18 protein-coding genes are annotated in these 18,900 nt (G+C 64.5%); 11 read left to right on the top strand and 7 right to left on the bottom strand.

From position 1 onward, the window contains the following. Positions 1-214 precede the first annotated feature (214 nt). From ACFDR6_RS02300 to ACFDR6_RS02290, 3 genes are all read left to right on the top strand, one after another. Entirely contained in the window at positions 215-2,125 is a 1,911-nt protein-coding gene (locus ACFDR6_RS02300) for a propionyl-CoA synthetase (RefSeq protein ID WP_375857217.1), read from the top strand. Positions 2,126-2,293: 168 nt separating this feature from the next. Beyond that, positions 2,294-2,554: a hypothetical protein gene (locus tag ACFDR6_RS02295; protein WP_212087535.1), complete on the top strand. Its 261-nt coding sequence runs from the start codon at positions 2,294-2,296 to the stop codon at positions 2,552-2,554. A 192-nt stretch (positions 2,555-2,746) separates the two neighbouring features. Beyond that, positions 2,747-3,493, top strand: a complete 747-nt coding sequence (locus ACFDR6_RS02290; RefSeq protein ID WP_375857216.1) for an OmpW/AlkL family protein — start codon at positions 2,747-2,749, stop codon at positions 3,491-3,493. Positions 3,494-3,645: 152 nt separating this feature from the next. Here ACFDR6_RS02290 and ACFDR6_RS02285 read toward each other — a convergent pair whose 3' ends face one another. Beyond that, positions 3,646-4,341, bottom strand: a complete 696-nt coding sequence (locus ACFDR6_RS02285) for a DUF1013 domain-containing protein (protein ID WP_212087541.1) — start codon at positions 4,339-4,341, stop codon at positions 3,646-3,648. Positions 4,342-4,584: 243 nt separating this feature from the next. Here ACFDR6_RS02285 and ispH point away from each other — a divergent pair, with 243 nt between their 5' ends. From ispH to rnhA, 3 genes are read left to right on the top strand one after another with little or no spacing between them, the layout of a single operon-like run. Next, complete coding sequence (ispH, locus tag ACFDR6_RS02280) at positions 4,585-5,553, top strand: 4-hydroxy-3-methylbut-2-enyl diphosphate reductase (RefSeq protein WP_212087544.1); 969 nt, start codon at positions 4,585-4,587, stop codon at positions 5,551-5,553. Between the two features lie 6 nt (positions 5,554-5,559). Further along, complete coding sequence (locus ACFDR6_RS02275; RefSeq protein ID WP_375857215.1) at positions 5,560-6,543, top strand: homoserine kinase; 984 nt, start codon at positions 5,560-5,562, stop codon at positions 6,541-6,543. Continuing rightward, positions 6,540-7,004 (top strand): ribonuclease HI, encoded by a 465-nt coding sequence (gene rnhA, locus ACFDR6_RS02270; protein WP_212087551.1) that lies wholly within the window; start codon positions 6,540-6,542, stop codon positions 7,002-7,004. Before ACFDR6_RS02275 ends, rnhA begins: the two co-directional genes overlap by 4 nt. 157 nt (positions 7,005-7,161) lie before the next feature. Here the strand turns inward: rnhA and ACFDR6_RS02265 are convergent, their stop codons facing one another. The 6 genes from ACFDR6_RS02265 to ACFDR6_RS02240 all read right to left on the bottom strand — a co-directional run bounded on the left by ACFDR6_RS02265 (position 7,162) and on the right by ACFDR6_RS02240 (position 14,830). After that, positions 7,162-7,647, bottom strand: coding sequence for a peroxiredoxin (locus tag ACFDR6_RS02265; protein WP_212087554.1), 486 nt, complete (start codon positions 7,645-7,647; stop codon positions 7,162-7,164). Between the two features lie 110 nt (positions 7,648-7,757). Next, positions 7,758-8,312 (bottom strand): DUF924 family protein, encoded by a 555-nt coding sequence (locus tag ACFDR6_RS02260; protein WP_375857214.1) that lies wholly within the window; start codon positions 8,310-8,312, stop codon positions 7,758-7,760. Between the two features lie 15 nt (positions 8,313-8,327). Then, positions 8,328-10,013, bottom strand: coding sequence for a long-chain fatty acid--CoA ligase (locus ACFDR6_RS02255; RefSeq protein WP_375857213.1), 1,686 nt, complete (start codon positions 10,011-10,013; stop codon positions 8,328-8,330). 188 nt (positions 10,014-10,201) lie between these two features. Next, on the bottom strand, positions 10,202-11,701 hold the full coding sequence (locus ACFDR6_RS02250; RefSeq protein ID WP_375857212.1) for a D-alanyl-D-alanine carboxypeptidase family protein: 1,500 nt from the start codon (positions 11,699-11,701) through the stop codon (positions 10,202-10,204). A gap of 189 nt (positions 11,702-11,890) precedes the next feature. Next, positions 11,891-13,699 carry a glucan ABC transporter ATP-binding protein/ permease gene (locus ACFDR6_RS02245; RefSeq protein ID WP_212087566.1) on the bottom strand — a complete coding sequence of 603 codons (1,809 nt, stop codon included), beginning with the start codon at positions 13,697-13,699 and terminating at the stop codon, positions 11,891-11,893. Positions 13,700-13,783: 84 nt separating this feature from the next. Next, a complete protein-coding gene (locus ACFDR6_RS02240) occupies positions 13,784-14,830 on the bottom strand; it encodes an ABC transporter substrate-binding protein (protein ID WP_375857211.1) in 1,047 nt (348 codons plus the stop codon). Between the two features lie 225 nt (positions 14,831-15,055). Here ACFDR6_RS02240 and ACFDR6_RS02235 point away from each other — a divergent pair, with 225 nt between their 5' ends. From ACFDR6_RS02235 to ACFDR6_RS02215, 5 genes are all read left to right on the top strand, one after another. Further along, positions 15,056-15,415, top strand: coding sequence for a hypothetical protein (locus tag ACFDR6_RS02235; RefSeq protein ID WP_212087571.1), 360 nt, complete (start codon positions 15,056-15,058; stop codon positions 15,413-15,415). A 117-nt stretch (positions 15,416-15,532) separates the two neighbouring features. Further along, entirely contained in the window at positions 15,533-15,937 is a 405-nt protein-coding gene (gene hisE, locus ACFDR6_RS02230; protein WP_007597487.1) for a phosphoribosyl-ATP diphosphatase, read from the top strand. A gap of 166 nt (positions 15,938-16,103) precedes the next feature. After that, on the top strand, positions 16,104-16,706 hold the full coding sequence (locus tag ACFDR6_RS02225) for a YqaA family protein (protein ID WP_212087574.1): 603 nt from the start codon (positions 16,104-16,106) through the stop codon (positions 16,704-16,706). 47 nt (positions 16,707-16,753) lie between these two features. Next, positions 16,754-17,293, top strand: coding sequence for a hypothetical protein (locus tag ACFDR6_RS02220; RefSeq protein WP_375857210.1), 540 nt, complete (start codon positions 16,754-16,756; stop codon positions 17,291-17,293). 36 nt (positions 17,294-17,329) lie between these two features. Continuing rightward, positions 17,330-18,730, top strand: a complete 1,401-nt coding sequence (locus tag ACFDR6_RS02215) for an aspartate ammonia-lyase (RefSeq protein ID WP_212087579.1) — start codon at positions 17,330-17,332, stop codon at positions 18,728-18,730. Positions 18,731-18,900: the final 170 nt, after the last annotated feature.

The raw sequence follows: 18,900 nt of genomic DNA, 5'->3' as shown, positions 1-18,900 counted from the left end.
GCCTCTGGCAATCCCGGCGCGGCGGCCCCCCCACCCCCAGCCCTCCTCCGCGAGAGGGAGAGGGAGTAATGCCCCATCCTTTTCAGCTTGAACCGCGGCTCGTTCCCGGGAAAATAGCCCCCAAACAAGTCCGATACTTGATCCGGGTCATGGCGGGGCGACCGTCCTGCCGCAAGGTTCAAGATCAGGCTAATAAAGGGACGGGAGCGCGGGAATGAACGCCGACGGTAAAAGTCGTTATCACGAAGTCCATGCGCGCTCGCTGGCCGATCCCGAAGGCTTCTGGGCCGAGGCGGCAAAGGAGATCGACTGGATCGAGCCGCCGAAGACGATCTTCGATCCCTCGCAGGGAACCTACGGCCGCTGGTTCGCCGGCGGTGTCGTCAATACCTGCTACAACGCGCTCGATCGCCATGTCGAACGCGGCCGCGCCGACCTGGTCGCGCTGATCCATGATTCGCCGCTGACGGGCAGCGTCACCCAACTGACCTATGCGGAACTGCTGAACGAGGTGCAGGCGCTCGCCGCGATCATGCAGGATTTCGGCGTCGCCAAGGGCGATCGTGTCATCCTCTATATGCCGATGGTGACGGAGGCCGTGGTCGCGATGCTCGCCTGCGCGCGGATCGGTGCAGTGCATTCCGTGGTATTCGGCGGCTTTGCCGCGAAAGAGCTCGCCACCCGAATCGACGACGCGCAGCCGAAACTCATTCTCTCCGCAAGCTGCGGCATCGAGCCGGGCCGGATCGTGCAGTACAAGCCGCTGCTCGACGAGGCGATCAGGCTTGCCGGCAGCAAGCCGAAGGCCTGCATCGTGCTGCAACGTCCACAACTGACTTGCGACCTGACCCCGGGCCGGGACTATGATTGGGCGAGCCTGCGCCGCAAGGCGCTGAACGACGGCAAGAAAGCGCCTTGCGTCCCGGTCGCCGCGACCGATCCGCTCTACATCCTCTATACTTCAGGCACCACGGGCATTCCCAAGGGCGTCGTGCGTGACAATGGCGGCCATCTCGTCGCGGTGAAATGGTCGATGTTCAACCTCTACGGCGTCAAGCCGGGCGAGGTGTGGTGGTGCGGCTCCGATATCGGCTGGGTGGTCGGCCACAGCTACATCGTCTACGGTCCGCTGCTGCACGGCGCGACGACGATCATGTACGAGGGCAAGCCGGTCGGTACGCCCGATGCCGGCGCGTTCTGGCGCGTCATCTCGGAGCACAAGGCGGTCGCGTTCTTCACCGCGCCGACCGCGTTCCGCGCGATCCGGAAAGAGGATCCGGAAGGAAAGTTCATCCGGCAGTACGACCTGTCGAAATTCCGCACGCTCTTTTTGGCCGGCGAGCGCGCCGATCCGCCGACGGTGGAATGGGCTGAGCAGCAGCTGAAGGTGCCGGTGATCGACCATTGGTGGCAGACCGAGACCGGCTGGTGCATCGCCGGCAACCCGGTCGGACTCGGCATGCTGCCGGTGAAGCACGGCTCGCCGACGGTGCCGATGCCGGGCTACCAGGTGGACGTGGTCGACGAGGCGGCAAAGCCCGTGGGACCCAACACCATGGGCTCGATCGTCATCAAGCTGCCGATGCCGCCCGGCTGCCTGCCGACGCTGTGGAATCAGGATGAGCGCTTCAGGGAGGCGTATCTCAGCGAATTCCCCGGCTATTACAAAACATCCGATGCCGGCTACAAGGACGAGGACGGCTACGTTTTCGTCATGGGCCGTACCGACGACATCATCAACGTCGCCGGCCATCGGCTCTCCACCGGCGGCATGGAGGAGATTCTGGCCTCGCATCCCGATGTTGCCGAATGTGCCGTGCTCGGCGTCAAGGACGCGATCAAGGGCGAGGTGCCCTGCGGCTTCCTGGTGCTCAAGGCCGGCGTGAAACGTGCGCCGGCGGAGATCGAGAAGGAGATCGTCGCGCTGGTGCGCGACAAGCTCGGCCCGGTCGCCGCCTTCAAGCTCGCGATCACGGTCGGCCGCCTGCCGAAGACGCGTTCCGGCAAGATTCTTCGCGGCACCATCAAGAAGATCGCCGACGGCGAGTCCTGGACGATGCCGGCGACGATCGAAGATCCCAAGACGCTCGACGAGATCGGGGAGGCGCTGAAGGGGAGGGTGTGAGGCGATCAGATGGGGCTTGAATAGGCCGCATTTTTCCGCTCAACCCTCATCCTGAGGCGCGCCCGGCGCGCATCTCGAAGGATGAAAGGCCCCGCTGCTGCATCCGGGCCTGCATGGTTCGCGACGCCCGCTGCGCGGGCTCCTCGCCATGAGGACGAAAGAGCTGCTATGAATTCGAAGCCGTTTCTTGCGATTGTGTTTGCCGGCCTCATGCTCTCCGCCTGCTCCTCGCGCTATCAGACGCCGGTGGCGGCGGGTGGTGACGATGACGACGCGGTCTGCCAGAGCCGCGGCTATGCGGTAGGCTCGCCGGAATACGTGGCCTGCCGCAAGGACCGCGACGTCCAGCGCAACGCCGCCACCGCGCGTGCCGACCGTCGCCAGCGCGACCTCGGCGAATACATGCTGAACCATCCCGAGCGGCCTTGATGTGAGCTGCGGCATTATCCTGCCGCGCCGCGTACAACGCATGCGCTGTTTCCGTGGCACAGCTGCAACGCCGTGGCCAAATCGTGGCGACCTTCGCCTGGTTTGATCGGCATCAAATCCTTCACCATCCCCTTTCTGCTCTGACGCTCTTGTCGCGCAACGACGCGCGAGAGACGGCTGAAGGGGATTGAAATGCAGAGAACGACAAGAAACCTGGCGCGGCTTGCGACGGTTGGTGCGATGATCGCGGGCACGTTTGCATCGGTGCAGGCGGCCGATTTGCCGGTTTACAAGAAGGCGCCGCCGCAGGTGGAGGCGTTCAATCCGTGGATGGTGCGCCTGCGCGTGCTCGGCGTGTTGCCCGATGCCGGCGGCTCGACCGTCAATGTGGCGGGCGTGCCCTCGCTGTCGTCGCCGAATTCCGGCCTGTCGATCAGCGACCAGGTCGTCCCCGAGCTCGACATCAGCTATTTTTTCACCAAGAACATCGCGGCCGAACTGATCCTCGGCGTCACCCGGCACTCGATCAGCGGCACCGGCTCGCTTGCGAACCTGCCGATCGGAAAGACCACGCTGCTGCCGCCGACGCTGACGCTGCAATATCACTTCGACCAGTTCGGCGCGTTCAAGCCGTATATCGGCGCCGGCGTCAACTACACCGTGTTCTTCAACAATTCGGCGGCCAATGCGCCGGCCGCCATCGCCGGTCCGCCCGCGATCGTCGCCACCACAACCAACCTGCACGTCAGCAACGCATGGGGCGGCGCCGTGCAGTTCGGCTTCGACTACATGATCGACCGGCACTGGGGTCTCAACGTCGACGTCAAGAAGCTCTGGCTGCGTCCGGATTACAGCGCGACCGTCTCCGGCCTGCCGGTGACCGGCACCGCGCATATCGATCCGTGGCTGGTCGGCGCGGGCGTGACGTACAAGTTCTGAGGGACGCTCGCATAGAACGACAACTCCGCAGTCGTCCCGGGGACGACTGCGTGGGTGTGGCGCGCTCTATCGCTCAAACCCCTCTCACAAACAAAAACGCGGCGGGTTCTCCCGCCGCGTTTGCATTCGATGGTGAATGAACGAGAGAGGAACTACTCCTCCTCGTCTTCCTGCTTCTTGCCGCCGAGCGTCTTGAGCTTGGCGAATACGGCGTCGAGGTTGAGGTCGTCGCTCGATCGCTCGGCCGGCTCGAACTCGTCCTTCTTGGTGGTCTCGGACGCCGGCAGCAGGGTTGCGCCGCCATAGGCTGCGTCGATCGGCTTCTCCTTGGCCGCGCGCGCCACCTCGAAATCGAGCTCGATCTGCGAGCAGAGGCCAAGGGTGACGGGGTCGATCGGGGTCAGCTGGGAGGTATTCCAGTGGGTGCGGTCCCGCACGCTCGCGATCGTGCTCTTGGTGGTCCCGACCAGGCGCATGATCTGGGCGTCCTTGAGCTCGGCATGGTTACGGAGCAGCCAGAGGATGGCGCTCGGACGCTCATGGCGGCGCGAGACCGGGGTGTAGCGCGGGCCCTTGCGCTTGGGCTGGGGCGGCAGCACCACCTTGCTTTCCTGGAGGCGGAGCCGGTAATCCGGATTGCTCTCGCCCTTCTCGATCTCCTCGCGGGTCAGCTGGCCATTGGAGAGGGGATCCATGCCCTTGATGCCCTGGGCCGCATCGCCGTCGGCGATCGCGCGCACCTCGAGGGGATGCATCTTGGTGAAATCGGCGACCTGGTCGAAGGTCAGCGCGGTGTTGTCGAGCAGCCAGACGGCGGTCGCCTTGGGCATCAGAGGTGCGTTGCTCATGGCAAATCTCCTTTGTGCTTCGCCCACCCCTCTGGAGGCGAAGCCGGTGGTCATCAGCGATGACTGGGAATTCGCGCTATATAAGCCCGGAGGGGGTAGCCACGCAATGGTTCTGCTATAGATAGTGCCTTGACAGCGCCCGAAAGGGGGCCCAATTCCCTGTAAGCCCGTACCTAAGCCCTATTCCATTCATCGACCGCTCCCCGCCCATTTGGCGAGGTGATTCGGTCCCGAGATCGCTCAATGTCAGCCAAACCAGACCTCAAGATCGTGCTTTGTTCTCCCCGTGGCTTCTGCGCCGGGGTGGTCCGGGCGATCGACACCGTGGAACGGGCGCTCGATAAATACGGCGCCCCCGTCTATGTTCGCCACGAGATTGTGCACAACAAGTACGTCGTCGATGGGTTGAAGAAGAAGGGCGCCATCTTTGTCGAGGAGCTCGCCGAAATCCCGGAAAACACCACCGCACCGGTGGTGTTCTCGGCCCATGGCGTGCCGAAATCGGTTCCGGCCGACGCCCAGTCGCGCAATCTGTTCTCGCTGGATGCGACCTGCCCGCTGGTGACCAAGGTGCACCGCGAGGCCGCGATCCACTTCAAGCGTGGCCGCGAGATCTTCCTGATCGGCCACTCCCATCATCCCGAGGTGGTCGGCACGCTCGGCCAGCTTCCGACCGGGGCCGTGACCCTGATCGAGACTGCCGAGGACGCCAAGACCATCGCTCCGAAGGACCCCAACAACCTCGCCTTCGTGACCCAGACCACGCTGTCGATCGACGACACCGCGGAGATCGTGGCGCTCCTGAAGGAGCGCTTCCCGAACATCAACGGGCCGCACAAGGAAGACATCTGCTACGCCACCACCAACCGCCAGCTCGCGGTGAAGAAGGTGGCGCCGGTGGTCGACGCGCTGATCGTGGTCGGTGCGCCGAACTCCTCGAACTCGCAGCGCCTTCGCGAGGTCGCCGAGCGCGAGGGCTGCGGGATCGCGGTGCTGGCGCAGCGCGCCACCGACATCGACTGGACCAAGTTCGGCAACATCACGAGTCTCGGCATCACCGCAGGCGCATCCGCGCCGGAGGTGATCGTCGAGGAGATCATGGACGCGTTCGCCGAGCGTTACACGCTGCATGTGGAGACGGTCTCGGCTGCGGAGGAGAACGAGTTCTTCCCGCTGCCGCGTCAGGTGCGCCCTGAAGCCGCCGCCGAGTAGACTTTTATGGCGGTCTACACCGACGTTGCCGCCGACGAGCTTGCGGATTTCCTGAAGCAATATGATCTCGGCGAACTGCTCTCCTACAAGGGCATCGCCGAGGGCGTCGAGAACACCAACTTCCTGCTGCATACGAGTACAGGCTCGTTCATCCTCACGCTCTACGAGAAGCGCGTGGCGAAGAACGATCTGCCGTTCTTCCTCGCCCTGATGACGCATCTGGCGGAGCACGGCATCAACTGCCCGCTGCCGGTGAAGGGAACGGACGGCGAGGCGCTGCGCGAGCTGTCGGGGCGTCCCGCGGCGATCATCACCTTTCTCGAAGGCATGTGGCCACGCAAGCCGAACGTGGCTCATTGCGCCGGCGTCGGCGCGGCGCTGGCGAAGATGCATCTGGCCGGCGCGAACTTTGCGATTCGGCGCGCCAATGCGCTGTCGGTCTCCGGCTGGCGGCCGCTGTTCGATGCGGCCTCACACCGTGCCGACGAAGTGCAGCCGGGCCTGTGCGCGTTTCTCGCGGCCGAACTCGATCATCTCTCGAGCGGGGTCTGGCCGACCGATCTGCCGGAGGGCGTGATCCACGCCGACCTCTTCAACGACAATGTCTTCTTCCTCGGCGACCAGCTCTCCGGGATCATCGATTTCACGTTCGCCTGCAACGACATGCTGGCCTATGACGTCGCGATCTGCCTCAACGCCTGGTGCTTCGAGCCGGATCATTCCTTCAATGTCACCAAGGCGCGGGCCTTCCTCAACGCCTATGGCCGGGTGCGGAAGCTCTCGGAGGCGGAAGAGGCCGCGTTGCCGCTGCTCGCGCGTGGCGCTGCGATCCGCTTCCTGCTGACGCGGCTGGTGGACTGGCTCAACGTGCCCGTGGGTGCGCTGGTCAAGCCGAAGGATCCGCTGGAATATGTCCGCAAGCTGCGCTTTCACCAGAGCGTGACGAGCGTGCGCGACTATGGGCTGATGCCGTCAGGACAGGCGGCGTGAGCGAGCTTCCCAATGTCACGATCTATACCGACGGCGCCTGCTCGGGAAATCCCGGGCCGGGCGGCTGGGGTGCGATCCTGAGGTTCGGCGACAAGGAGAAGGAGCTGAACGGCGGCCAGCCGCACACCACCAACAACCAGATGGAGCTGATGGCGGCGATCTCCGCGCTCGAAGCGCTGAAGAAGCCGTGCACCGTCGATCTCTACACCGACAGCCAGTATGTCCGGCAAGGCATCACGGGATGGATCTTCGGCTGGAAGCGCAACGGCTGGCGCACCGCCGACAAGAAGCCGGTGAAGAACGTCGAGCTATGGCAGCGCCTGGATGCCGCGCTGAAGCAGCATGAGGTCCGCTGGCACTGGGTCAAGGGCCATGCCGGCCACCCCGAGAACGAACGTGCGGATCAGCTGGCACGCGACGGGATCGTGAAGGCACGGTTGCAGCAGAGGGTGAGCGAGTAGGGGGCGCAATCGGCGCTCCACTCTCAACTGTCGTCGCCCGGCTTGACCGGGCGATCCAGTATCCCAGAGACGGCCGTGATTGAGCCGAGAAGCCTCGGCGCACTGGATGCCCCGGCCAAGCCGGGGCATGACAGCGTCTCTTGTCGCGACGAGAGTCTTACAGCTGCCCCAGCAGCGTATCGCCGCCGGAGACCTCGACCTTGCCGGGCATCGCCTCGAGGTTCAGCTTCTTCACCACGCCGTCCTCGACCAGCATCGAATAGCGCTTGGAACGAATGCCGAGGCCGTTGGCGGAGGCGTCCAGCTCCATGCCGATCGCCTTGGCGAACTCGGCATTGCCGTCGGCGAGGAAGACGGCCTCGTCGCGCTGGTCGGTGTCGCGCTTCCAGGCGTTCATGACGAAGGCGTCGTTGACGGAGACGATGGCGATGGTGTCGACGCCCTTGTCCTTCATGGCGTAGGCATTGAGGAAGATGCTCGGCAGATGCATCTTGTGGCAGGTGCCGGTATAGGCGCCGGGCACCGCGAACAGCGCGACCTTCTTGCCCTTGAAGATATCGTCGGTGGTCTTCACCTGCGGGCCTTCCGCCGTCATCACGCGGAATTTCGCCTCGGGCAGCTTGTCGCCAGTCTGGATCGCCATCGTCAGTCTCCCTGAATATCGATCCCGCTTTTTAGACCGGTGCGCCGGCCTGCACAATATTGCCGGCGGCGGAAGCCGCGCCTCTGTCTGGACCCTTCACCATGATGTCATCAGCCGGCGAAGCCGCCCCCGTCGAGGAAGGCCTGCTCTTCCTCGGTGGTGTCCCGGTTGAGGAGACGGTTGCGGTGGGGGAAGCGACCGAACCGCCGGATGATGTCGGCGTGCTCGCGGGCGTATTTCAGATTCTCGGCATTATCGGCGTTTTGAAACAGCGCGACGCAATGCAGCTGATCGGGCAGATGCTCGGAATGCATGAAAGGCAGATAGAGGAATTCGAGCAGGATGGGATCGACCCTGCGATCCGTGCCTCTTTCGATGGCGCGGCGGGCAACGTCGCGCGCCAGCGCATCGGTGGCAAAGGCCTGCGGCGTGTCGCGAAACATGTTGCGAGGGAACTGGTCGAGCACGATGACCAGCGCGAGCGCGCCGTCGTCGCTGGTCTCCCATGATGCAAGCTCGCCGGAGGCCGCCTTCTGCCACAGGGCGAGAAAGCGGCGTCGGACCTCCGCGTCGAAAACGGCGTCGCGCTTGTACCAGCGCTCGCGGCCGGCCTCGCGCCAGAAGGCGAGAATGCCTGATGGCGTGATGTGCCCGACGTCAGTCATGAACCAAAGGCGGCCTTACGCCGCCTCCGCCTTCTTCTCGTCGCGGAGCTGCCGGCGCAGGATCTTGCCGACATTGGTCTTGGGCAGGTCGGTGCGGAATTCGATGTGCTTGGGCACCTTGTAGCCGGTGAGCTGCTCGTGACAGAACTTTATCACCGCCTCTGCGGTGAGGTTGGGGTCCTTCTTCACCACGAAAGCCTTCACCGCTTCACCCGACTTGGAATCGGGAATGCCGATCACGGCACATTCGAGCACGCCCGGATGGCTCGCGATCACTTCCTCGACCTCATTTGGATAAACGTTGAAGCCGGAGACCAGGATCATGTCCTTCTTTCGGTCGACGATCTTGGTGTAGCCCCTCTCGTCCATGATGCCGATGTCGCCGGTGCGGAAAAAGCCGTCCGCAGTCATCACCTTCGCGGTCTCTTCCGGCCTGTTCCAGTAGCCCGACATCACCTGTGGACCCTTGGCGCAGATCTCGCCGGCCTGGCCGAGCGGCACCTCGTTGCCGTCGTCGTCGCGGATCGAGATGTAGGTCGACGGCACGGGGATGCCGATCGAGCCCGTGAACTCGGTCGCGGTTGCGGGGTTGCAGGTCAGCGTCGGCGAGGTCTCCGACAGGCCGTAGCCTTCGGCGATGAAGCAGCCAGTGATCGCCTTCCACTGATCGGCGACGGGACGCTGCACCGCCATGCCGCCGCCATTCGAGATCTTCAGCTTGGAGAAGTCGAGCTTCTTGAAATCGGGATGGTGCATCAGCCCGTTGTAGAGCGTGTTCACGGCCGGGAAGCTGTTGACCTGGTATTTCGCCAGCTCCTTGATGAAACCGGGAATGTCGCGCGGATTGGGAATCAGGAGATTGCAGCCGCCGGCGCGCACCGCGAGCAGGTAGCAGGCCGTCAGCGCGAAGATGTGATAGAGCGGCAGCGCGCAGACGATCATGAGCTGATCGACATGCGGCGGCGCGGCCATCGCCGGCTGGAGCCAGGCGTCGTTCTGCAGGACGTTGGCAACGATGTTGCGGTGGAGCAGGGTGGCACCCTTGGAAAGGCCGGTGGTGCCGCCGGTATATTGCAGGAAGGCGACGTCACCCGGCGAGAGCTTCGGCTTGCTGAAGGTCATGCCGCGGCCGGCCGCAACCGCCTCGTTGTAGGACACCGCGCCGGGCAGCGACCAGGCCGGCACCATCTTCTTGACGCGGCGGACGACGAGGTTGACGATCACGCCCTTGAAGCCGAGCAGGTCGCCCATGCTGGCGACGATGACATGCTTCACCGCGGTCTTCCCGATCACCTGCTCGACGGTGTGGGCAAAGTTCTCCAGCACGATGATGGCTTCGGCGCCGGAATCCTTGAGTTGATGCTCGAGCTCACGCGGGGTGTAGAGCGGGTTGACGTTGACGACCGCGAAGCCGGCCCGCAGCACCGCGGCGGTCGCGACCGGATATTGCAATACGTTCGGCATCATGAGGGCGACGCGGGCGCCGCGCTGCAGGCCGCGGCCCTGCAAATAAGCCGCGAGCGCGACCGACATCTGGTCGAGGTCGCGGTAGCTGATCGACTTGTCCATGCAGATGAACGCCTTGCGGTCGGCGAACTTCGTGAAGCTCTCCTCCAGCAGGTCGACCAGCGATGCGTATTGCGTCGGCTCGATATCGGCGGGCACGCCGGGCGGATATTGCTTGAGCCAGATGCGCTCCATGGAAAACTCCCCTCATTGACCAGAGCCCGTTGTGTCTCGGGCTTGCCTCATTGCCGCCAGTATCGAACCTGCCGGAACGCGTGGCAAGCGGTCGAGGCTTAGGGCAAAGGTCGGGGTGTCGCTACTGGAATTATCCTGAACGGCGCTGCCGCAGGTGCGAAGCGCCGGCTGTCGCGGTGAGGGGGCCCTTAACTGTTGTTGGCCGGCTTGGCGGCGGGCTTGGTCGCGGCCTTGGGCTTGGCGGGCTTCGGATCGCCGCTCGCCGCAGGCTTCTCGGCGGGTTTTGCCGCCGTATCGTGCTTGGCGGCGGCGTGCTTGGGCGCCGCCGGCTTCGCCGCTGTCCTGGTGTCGCTCTTGCTGTCGCTCTTGGCCGCAGCCGGCTTGGCATCCGGCTTAGCATCCGGCTTGGCCGCCGCCGTCTTGGTATCCTTGCTGCTGTCCTTGCCCGGATCTTTCGGCTTGTCGGCCGCGTCGGGCTTCTTGGCGACGCGCGACTTCTTGCCACGCGGCTTGGAGGCGGCCTGCTGGTCGGCATCGGCCGCGACCGCCGCAATCAGGGCGGTGCCGGTGCGGGTCGGGCCGGTATAGACCGGCACGGGCTCGGCGGCCGCCGGAGGCAAGGCCATCAGCTCGGACGCCTTCATCGGGGGCGGCTGGAGGCCGGCGGTGAAGAACGTGATCTGGGCTTCGCCGCCAGTGGCCGAGGCCGAGCCGGTGGTGCCGCCATTTGCTGCAATCAATGCACCGTCGTCGTCGCTGGCCGGCCGCTTGCGGTGGGGCCCGCACATCTCGTCGCGCAGGTTCGGCGGCGAGGCGTCGATCGGCACGAGGTTGTCGACCGTGCCGAGCGAGGGGCGCAGCCAGGTGAGATTGTCCTGCGCGAAGCCGCGCTCGAGCAGTTGCGCCGCCTTCACCGCGCGCGCGGTGCCGGAACTCGCACCCAGCACGACCGCGATGAGCCGGCGGCCGTTGCGGGTCGCCGAGGCCACGAGGTTGTAGCCGGAGGCGCAGATGAAGCCGGTCTTGAACCCGTCGGCGCCGGGATAGCGGCCGATCAGCTTGTTGAAATTGCCGGTGACGCGCTTGCCGAAGCGGATCGCTGGAATGTGCACGAAGTACTCGTATTCCGGTAGATCGCGCAGGAACGCGCGCGCCAGGATTCCGAGATCGCGCGCCGACGTGACCTGGCCGTCGGCGGGCAGGCCGTTCGGGTTGACGTAGCTCGTCTGCGTCATGCCGAGCTTCTTCGCGGTGTCGTTCATCATCGCGGAGAAGCCGTCGACCGAACCGCCGACGCCTTCGGCTAGCACCACGGCCATGTCGTTAGCCGACTTGACCATCATCATCTTGAGCGCATTGTCGACCGTGACCTGCGTTCCCGGACGGAAACCCATTTTCGACGGCGATTGCGAGGCTGCCGTTGGCGATACCGTGAGGAGCGTGTCCAGCGTGAGCCTGCGGTCCTTGACCGCCCTCAACGTCACATAGGTCGTCATGATCTTGGTGACGGAAGCGGGGTACCAGGGAATGGTCGCGTTATCCGCCTGCAGCACCTTACCGGTGTCGGCCTCGATCAGCAGCAGCGCCTCGGCGCTCGCCGCGCGCGGCGCGAGCAATGCGGCGCATGCGAGGCTCGCAGCCAACAGGTTGAACAGGGATTTGCGAAGCAGCGGGCGTAGGGCGTGCACTATCCGATTCCGGTCCTTGGAGACCGGCCGGTTCCGGACGGTCCTCGTGATCTGATGTTCGGTTTTGAAATCCAGCGCCGCCGCTTGCGGCGCCGCAAACCTATACCGGCTGGTGTGTCGAGAATAGGGGGATCAGTGCGGTATTCCGCAATGAAATAGGCCGAATTTCGACGATGTTATGAGGAATTACTACGGGGATTTGGCCGCCGTCGCGGCAGCCTCAGCCGCTGTCATGCTGGCCCGTGTGCTCGCTTGAGCGGTCTCATGGACCATGAACTGGGCCCTCGCGAGCTCGGCAAAATGGCCGCCTTTGGCCACGAGTTCATCGAAAGTTCCACTTTCGATCACGCGCCCGTTCTCGAACACCAGGATCCGCGTGGCATTGCGGATGGTGGAGAGGCGATGGGCGATCACGAAGGTGGTGCGGCCCTTCATCACTTCGTCGAGAGCGGCATTCACCTTGGTCTCGGTGACGGCGTCGAGCGCGCTGGTGGCTTCGTCCAGGATCAGGATCGGCGGGTCCTTCAGCAGCGCGCGGGCGATCGACAGGCGCTGCCGCTCGCCGCCGGACAGCATGCGGCCGCGCTCGCCGGCATTGGTCGTGAAGCCGCCGCTGCGCTCGATGAAATCCAGCGCCTGCGCGCGCTCGGCCGCCTTGCGCATCTCGGCCTCGGTCGCGTCCGGCTTGCCGACGCGCAAATTCTCCTCGATCGAGCGGTTGAACAGCAGCGCTTCCTGGAACACGACGCCGATGTTCCGCCGCAGCGACGTCAGCGTCACGCCGCGCACGTCCATGCCGTCGATCCTGATGAAGCCGGATTGCGGATCGAAGGCGCGATGCAGGAGCGCGATCGCGGTCGATTTGCCGGCGCCGGTCGGGCCGACCAGCGCGATGGTCTGGCCGGGCAGCGCGGTGAAGGTGAGGTCCTCGATCGCCGGCCGCTTGCCGTCATAGGAGAAGGTGACGTCGTTGAACTCGACGAGGCCGGACAGCCTGCCGGCATCGATCGCGTCGGGCCGGTCGTGCACCGCAGGCACGGCGTCGAGCACATTGAAGAACTCGCGCAAGCGCGGGGCTTCCATGAACACGTTGTTGATGAAGCTGACGACCTGCTCGAGCTTCTGGATGAGCATGGTCGCGAAGCTCACGAACATCACGATCTCGCCGACGGAGGTGAGTCCCTGGTCGTGCAGCGCGATGCCGAAGGTGAAGATCGCAAGCACCGTGATGGTGGTGGAGGCGCGCGTGATGACGGTGACGAGCGCCCACCACGACAGCACCGGCATCTGCGCGGCCAGCAGTTCGTCGGCGACGGAGCGCAGCCCTTTGACCTCGGACTCGACGCGGACGAAGCTCTGCACCAGCGCGACATTGCCGAGCGCGTCCGAGGCGCGAGCCGAGAGTTCGCTGTAATGCTCCTCGACCTCCATCTGCATGCCGAAGGTCCTGCGCACCACGAAGGTCGTCAGGGCGGTGAAGACGATGCAGAGCACGAACAGCAGGATGGCAAGGCGCCAGTTCAGGTAGAGCGACAGCGGCAGCAGCACCACGACCGACAGAATGGCAGCGAAATGCTCGCGGAAGAAACCGAGCCAGAGCCGCCACAAGGCATCAGTGCCGTTGAGCATCACTTTCATCAGCCGGCCCGAATGCGTGCCGGAATGGAATGTCAGCGGCAGCTGCAGGATGTGCTCGAAATAATCTGTCAGCACCGCCTGGCGCTGGCGGTGCGAGAGCCGGTCGGCCTGCAAGGCCACGAGCGCGCTACACAGGATGGTGAAGATCCCGAATGCGACCCAGGCCACGAGGAACGGCCAGGCCGAGTTCGAGCCGGCCACCGTCTTGCCCGAGAGCACGTCGATGATCCGGCCGAACAGAACGGGCTCGGCGAATTGCGAAGCCGCCAGCAGGAGATTGGCGACCGCGAGCAGCCAGCCCAGCCGCGCCTCCTTGCCGAGCAGCTCGAGAACGCGGGTGTAGAGGCGGAGGATGGACATGCGGGCGACGAACTCGAACGGATGACGGTGTCCGTATTCTAAGCAGGGATTTCCGCGAGATATAGCGGAAGCTGTCAGTTTTGCTCAGTTGATCAGCCGCCCCGCCACCGGCGGCAGGAACCGGTCGTCGAAGATATCGGCCGCGGTCGGCCGCTTGCGGAATTTGAACTCCTGCGCGATCTGGTCGATCGAGCGCTCCAGGCGCGGCGGTTCGATGCCGCCGAGACCGTTGCGCCTGACCTCGTCGGTCAGGACGTTTTCGGCGAGGACGGTGCGCAGGCGCTCCAGCTCCAGGTCGCGCTCGCTGCCGTCGATGCGGCTCGCGGCCTCGTCAGCCGCACGCGCAGGCTCCTTGACGGTCGCGGCGATGCCGGCGATCAAGGCGCGGACGAAGCCCTTCACGGCATCCGGCCTTGCTGCGGCGAAGGCGGCATTGACCGCCACGGCAAAGCCATAGGCTTCGCAGCCATAGTCGGCGTAACGCAGCACGACGAGATCGGCTCCGGGCACGCCGCGGTCGCGCAAATTCACCGCCGAGAGATAGTTGAAGCCCGCGACCGCATCGACCTGTCCCGCGGACAGGATCGGCTCGCGCACCGCGGCGCCAATCTTGTGGAATTTGACGCGCGATGCCTTGATGCCGTTCTGCTGTGCCAGCGCCGGCCACAGCCGCATCGACAGATCGCCGTCGGCAACGCCGACGGTCTTGCCGTCGAGATCCGGCAATACCTGGATGCCTCGGCTCCTGCGCGCGACGATCGCGTAGGGCGCGCGGTTGAACAGCACGAACACCGCCTTGACCGGCGCCGCATCTTCCTTGTCGCGAAAGCGGATCAGCTCGTTGATGTCGACGAGCGCAAGCTCGCTGTCGCCCTTGGCGACGCGTGCGAGCGCCTCCGGCGATCCGGTTGCGCTGGCGAAGGACACGTTGAGACGCTCGGCGCTGAACCTGCCGTCCTTCGCCGCAAGGAAGAACGGTGCCATGCTCGCATCCAATGGTCGGTCGAAGCTGAAATGGATCGCAATGGAAGGCGCAGTCTCGGCCGCGCTGACATCGCGGGCGATCAGCATCGCAAGCGGGATCGAGAGGGCCAGCAGGCAACGAAGCGCGATCGTCTTGAATTCCGACATCAGTTGCGCCGGTCCCGCATTGTTATGGCTTCGTGACGCTCGCAGCGCCGGCCGGCAGTCAGTCTGTCCGCGCCAACATGAACGGAGGATGAGCGGCGTTGCGGCATCGTTACGCAACCCCGTTCAGCTTGTGTTGGGGTTGGGGAACCTACTTAGGTCGCGAGTGTTTGACAGACATCAGCCTGTCGTCAGGCACCATCCGAGGTCCCAAGGAGGGTCCAAATCATGTTTGACAGCCTTTCGAAGTTTGTCGGCCGCAAGGCCGTCCTTGCCACGGCCGCCGTGGTGGCTCTGACCGCCGCTGCACCCACCGCCTCCTACGCGGGCGGTCGTCATTGGCATGGTGGTGGCGGCGGCGCCGCCGCTGCAGCGATGTTCGGCCTGGCCGCGACCGGTCTTGCGATCGCAGCCACCCGGGACGCCTACGCCTACGATCCGGGCCCGGGTTACTATTACGGCGGCGGCCCGGTCTATTACAGCAGCCCCGGCTATGGATCCTATTATTACGACTCGCCCAACCGCTACACCTATGGCGGCTACAAGAACCCCTGCGCCCACGGCTATTCCGGCTACAGCTGCTACTAGCTGATCGGCCATACGCCATCGGCGAACAGGCCGTCGCGCTTGCCGCGCCGGCCTGTTTTCTGCTTTTATTGTCGCGCGTTAACGCCCGCGCCACGGGTTTAGAGTAATTTTGAGTACATGAGTGATTCGCTAGAGCGGCTATATCTGGCTGTGCTCGCGGCCAGAGATCTTGATCCGGCAACATCGCGTACGGCCCGGCTGTTTCAGCGCGGGCCTTCCAAAATGGCGAAGAAGCTGGCCGAAGAGGCCATCGAAGTCGTGATCGACGCGGTCAACGGCGACAGCGAGGCCGTGATCCGGGAAAGCGCCGATCTCCTCTACAATCTCACCGTGCTCTGGGCATCGGCCGGCGTGCGCCCCGAGGACGTCTGGCGCGAAATGACGCGGCGTGAAGACATGCTCGGCATCGCCGAGAAGCTGCCGAAATCCGCGATGAAGCTGCCCAAAGTCGCGTCACCTCGCGTGGCCGCCAGGCGGCCAATTGTCGCGCTCGAGGGCCGCACCGCGCGCAAGCGCCACTAAACCGCGATGAAACCGGGGTGAATGGGGCATCGCGCTTCAGCCTCTTGTTTGAGCATGATCTTTTTGGAAGACCGCTGCGCACCTTGCGCTGGCGCGGTCACGCGGGGCCGGATCATGCTCGAAACGTCATAATTCGCCTCAATCTCGGCATGGACAAATCCATCCCATGGTGCTTCATCGCGGCGCCATGCTGAAACGTATTTACGATTGGTGCATCGACGCCGCCCACAAGCCCTACGCACTCTGGATCATGGGCATTGTGTCTTTCGCCGAAAGCTCCTTCTTTCCGGTGCCGCCGGATGTGATGCTGATTCCGATGTCACTGGCGCGTCCGCAGCGCGCCTGGCTCTATGCCGCGGTCTGCACCGTGACCTCGGTGCTGGGTGGCATCGTCGGCTATGCCATCGGCGCGCTGCTGTTCGACTCGGTCGGCCAATGGCTGATTGACGTCTACGGCCTCGGCGGCAAGGTCGAGGCTTTCCGCGCCTCCTATGCGGAATGGGGGGCAGTCATCATCCTGCTCAAGGGGCTGACGCCGATCCCCTACAAGCTCGTCACCATCACCTCGGGCTTTGCCGGCTACAACATCATCCTGTTCATCCTGTGCTCGATCGTTGCGCGCGGCGGACGCTTCTTCGTCGTCGCGATCCTGCTCAACCGCTATGGCGACTGGATCCGCGTGAAGATCGAGAAGCATCTCGGTCTCGTGGTGGCGGTCGGCGCCATCGTGCTGGTGCTCGGCTTCGTCGTCGCCATCAAGCTGATCTAGAGGCGAGCGGCTTTGCCGCCGCGCCGGCTTCGGCTACGGTTGCCGTCATGATGGTTCGATCCGGCAATCCGGCCTTGCGGCTCGGGACGCTGATTTCAGCAGTGCTGCTGGTGCTGCTCGGCGCCGACGGGACCGGGTGGGCGCAATCCGCTCCGCCGGCGCTCGGTTTGCAGGAGCAGGGGCAACAAGCCGCGCCTCAGCCGTCGACACCCGCTCCATCGGCGCCGCCGGCGCGCGAGGAAAATCCCGGCCTGATCAATGAAATGGGCAAGCTGTTCGACAAGCTGCCCTCGATCCTGCCGCCGATCAAAAGCCCCAGTGAAACCATGGACGACCTGTCGCGGCTCGCCAAGCCGTCGACCATGGTCTCGGGTCGCGTCGCCTGTCCAGCTTCGTCGAACGGCGCGCCCGACTGCAAGCAGGCCGCCGACCAGCTCTGCCAGAGCAAGGGCTACAAGGAAGGCAAGAGCCTGAATGCCGACTCCGCCGAGAAATGCTCGGCCAAGGTCCTGATCCCGGGCCGGCAACGCAAGCCCGACGACTGCCGCACCGATACTTTCGTGACCAGCGCGCTGTGCCAGAACTGACGTGAAGGCCTCGCGCGCATGCAGCAAGGAGCGCCCATGAGCCGTACGGAGCAGGATTTCCTCGGACAGCGTGAGATCGCCGACGACATCTATTACGGCGTTCAGACCATCCGGGGTAAGGAGAACTTCCACATCACCGGCATTCCGATGAACCAGGAGCCTTACTTCGTGAAGGCGCTCGGTTACGTCAAGAAGGCCGCCGCCATGGCCAATCGCGATCTCGGCGCGATCGACGCCAGGGTCGCGGACGCGATCATCCTGGGCTGCGAGCGGGTCATCGCCGGCGACATGATGGATCAGTTCGTCACCGACTTCATCCAGGGCGGCGCCGGTACGTCGACCAACATGAACGCCAACGAGGTGATCGCGAACCTCGCGCTGGAATCGCTCGGCTTCGGCAAGGGCGACTACCAGCACGTCAGCCCCAACGATCACGTCAATTATGGCCAGTCCACCAACGATACCTATCCGACGGCCTTTCGCCTGGCGCTGATCCTGCGGCTCGAGAGCTACATGACGGCGCTGCGCCAGCTCCAGGAAGCCTTCTTCGCCAAGGGCCGCGAGTTCGACCGCGTGCTGAAGATGGGACGCACGCATCTTCAGGACGCGGTGCCGATGTCGCTCGGCGCGGAATTCCGGGGCTGGGGCACCACCATCGGCGAGGAAGTCGATCGCATCTCGGAAGCGCGAGCATTACTGCGCGAAATCAATCTCGGTGCCACCGCGATCGGCACCTCCGTGACCGCGGCCGTCGGCTATCCCAAGCTCGCGGTCCGGCATCTCAGTGCCCTGACCGGCGTCGATTTCATCCTCGCCGGCGACCTTGTCGAGGCGACGTCCGACACCGGCGCCTATGTGCAGCTCTCCGGCGTCCTGAAGCGCACCGCGAGCAAGCTGACGAAGATCTGCAACGACATCCGCCTGCTTGCCTCCGGCCCGCGCGCCGGCTTCAACGAGATCAACTTGCCGCAGCTTCAGCCCGGCTCCTCCATCATGCCCGGCAAGGTCAATCCCGTCATCCCCGAGGTCGTCAACCAGACCAGCTTCCTCGTCATCGGGCTCGACACCACGGTGACGCTCGCGGCCTCGGCCGGCCAGCTCCAGCTCAACGTGATGGAGCCGGTGATCTCGTTCGCGCTGTTCTTCTCGATCCGCACCATGGAGCGCGCCGTCAACAGCCTGCGCGAAAACTGCATCGTCGGCATCACCGCCAACGAGGAGCACACCCGCAACATGGTGCTCAATTCCCTCGGCATCGTCACGGTGCTGAAGCCGCTGCTCGGCTACAAGCAATGCGCCGAGATCGCCCGCGAGGGCTACAAGAGCGGCAAGTCGCTGCACCAGATCGTCGTGGTCGAACGCAAGCTGCTGACGCAGGAGAAGTGGGACGAGATGTTCTCGTTCGAGCGGCTGATCAATCCGGATTTGATTGGGTAGGGGGCGCCGTCATCCGGGGCGCGCGCAGCGCAACCCCGGAATCCATTTCGCCACGCATACTGATGCCCGATGGATTCCGCGTTCGACGCTGATGCGTCGCCCCGGAATGACGAGGAGAGAATTCCGCACCTTGGAATAGTATCGCTGGTGCCGCCTACGGCGCCAAAACG

Source organism: Bradyrhizobium tunisiense, from assembly GCF_042263385.1.
Lineage (GTDB): Bacteria > Pseudomonadota > Alphaproteobacteria > Rhizobiales > Xanthobacteraceae > Bradyrhizobium > Bradyrhizobium tunisiense.
This window is presented reverse-complemented; position numbering and strand designations above follow the sequence as displayed.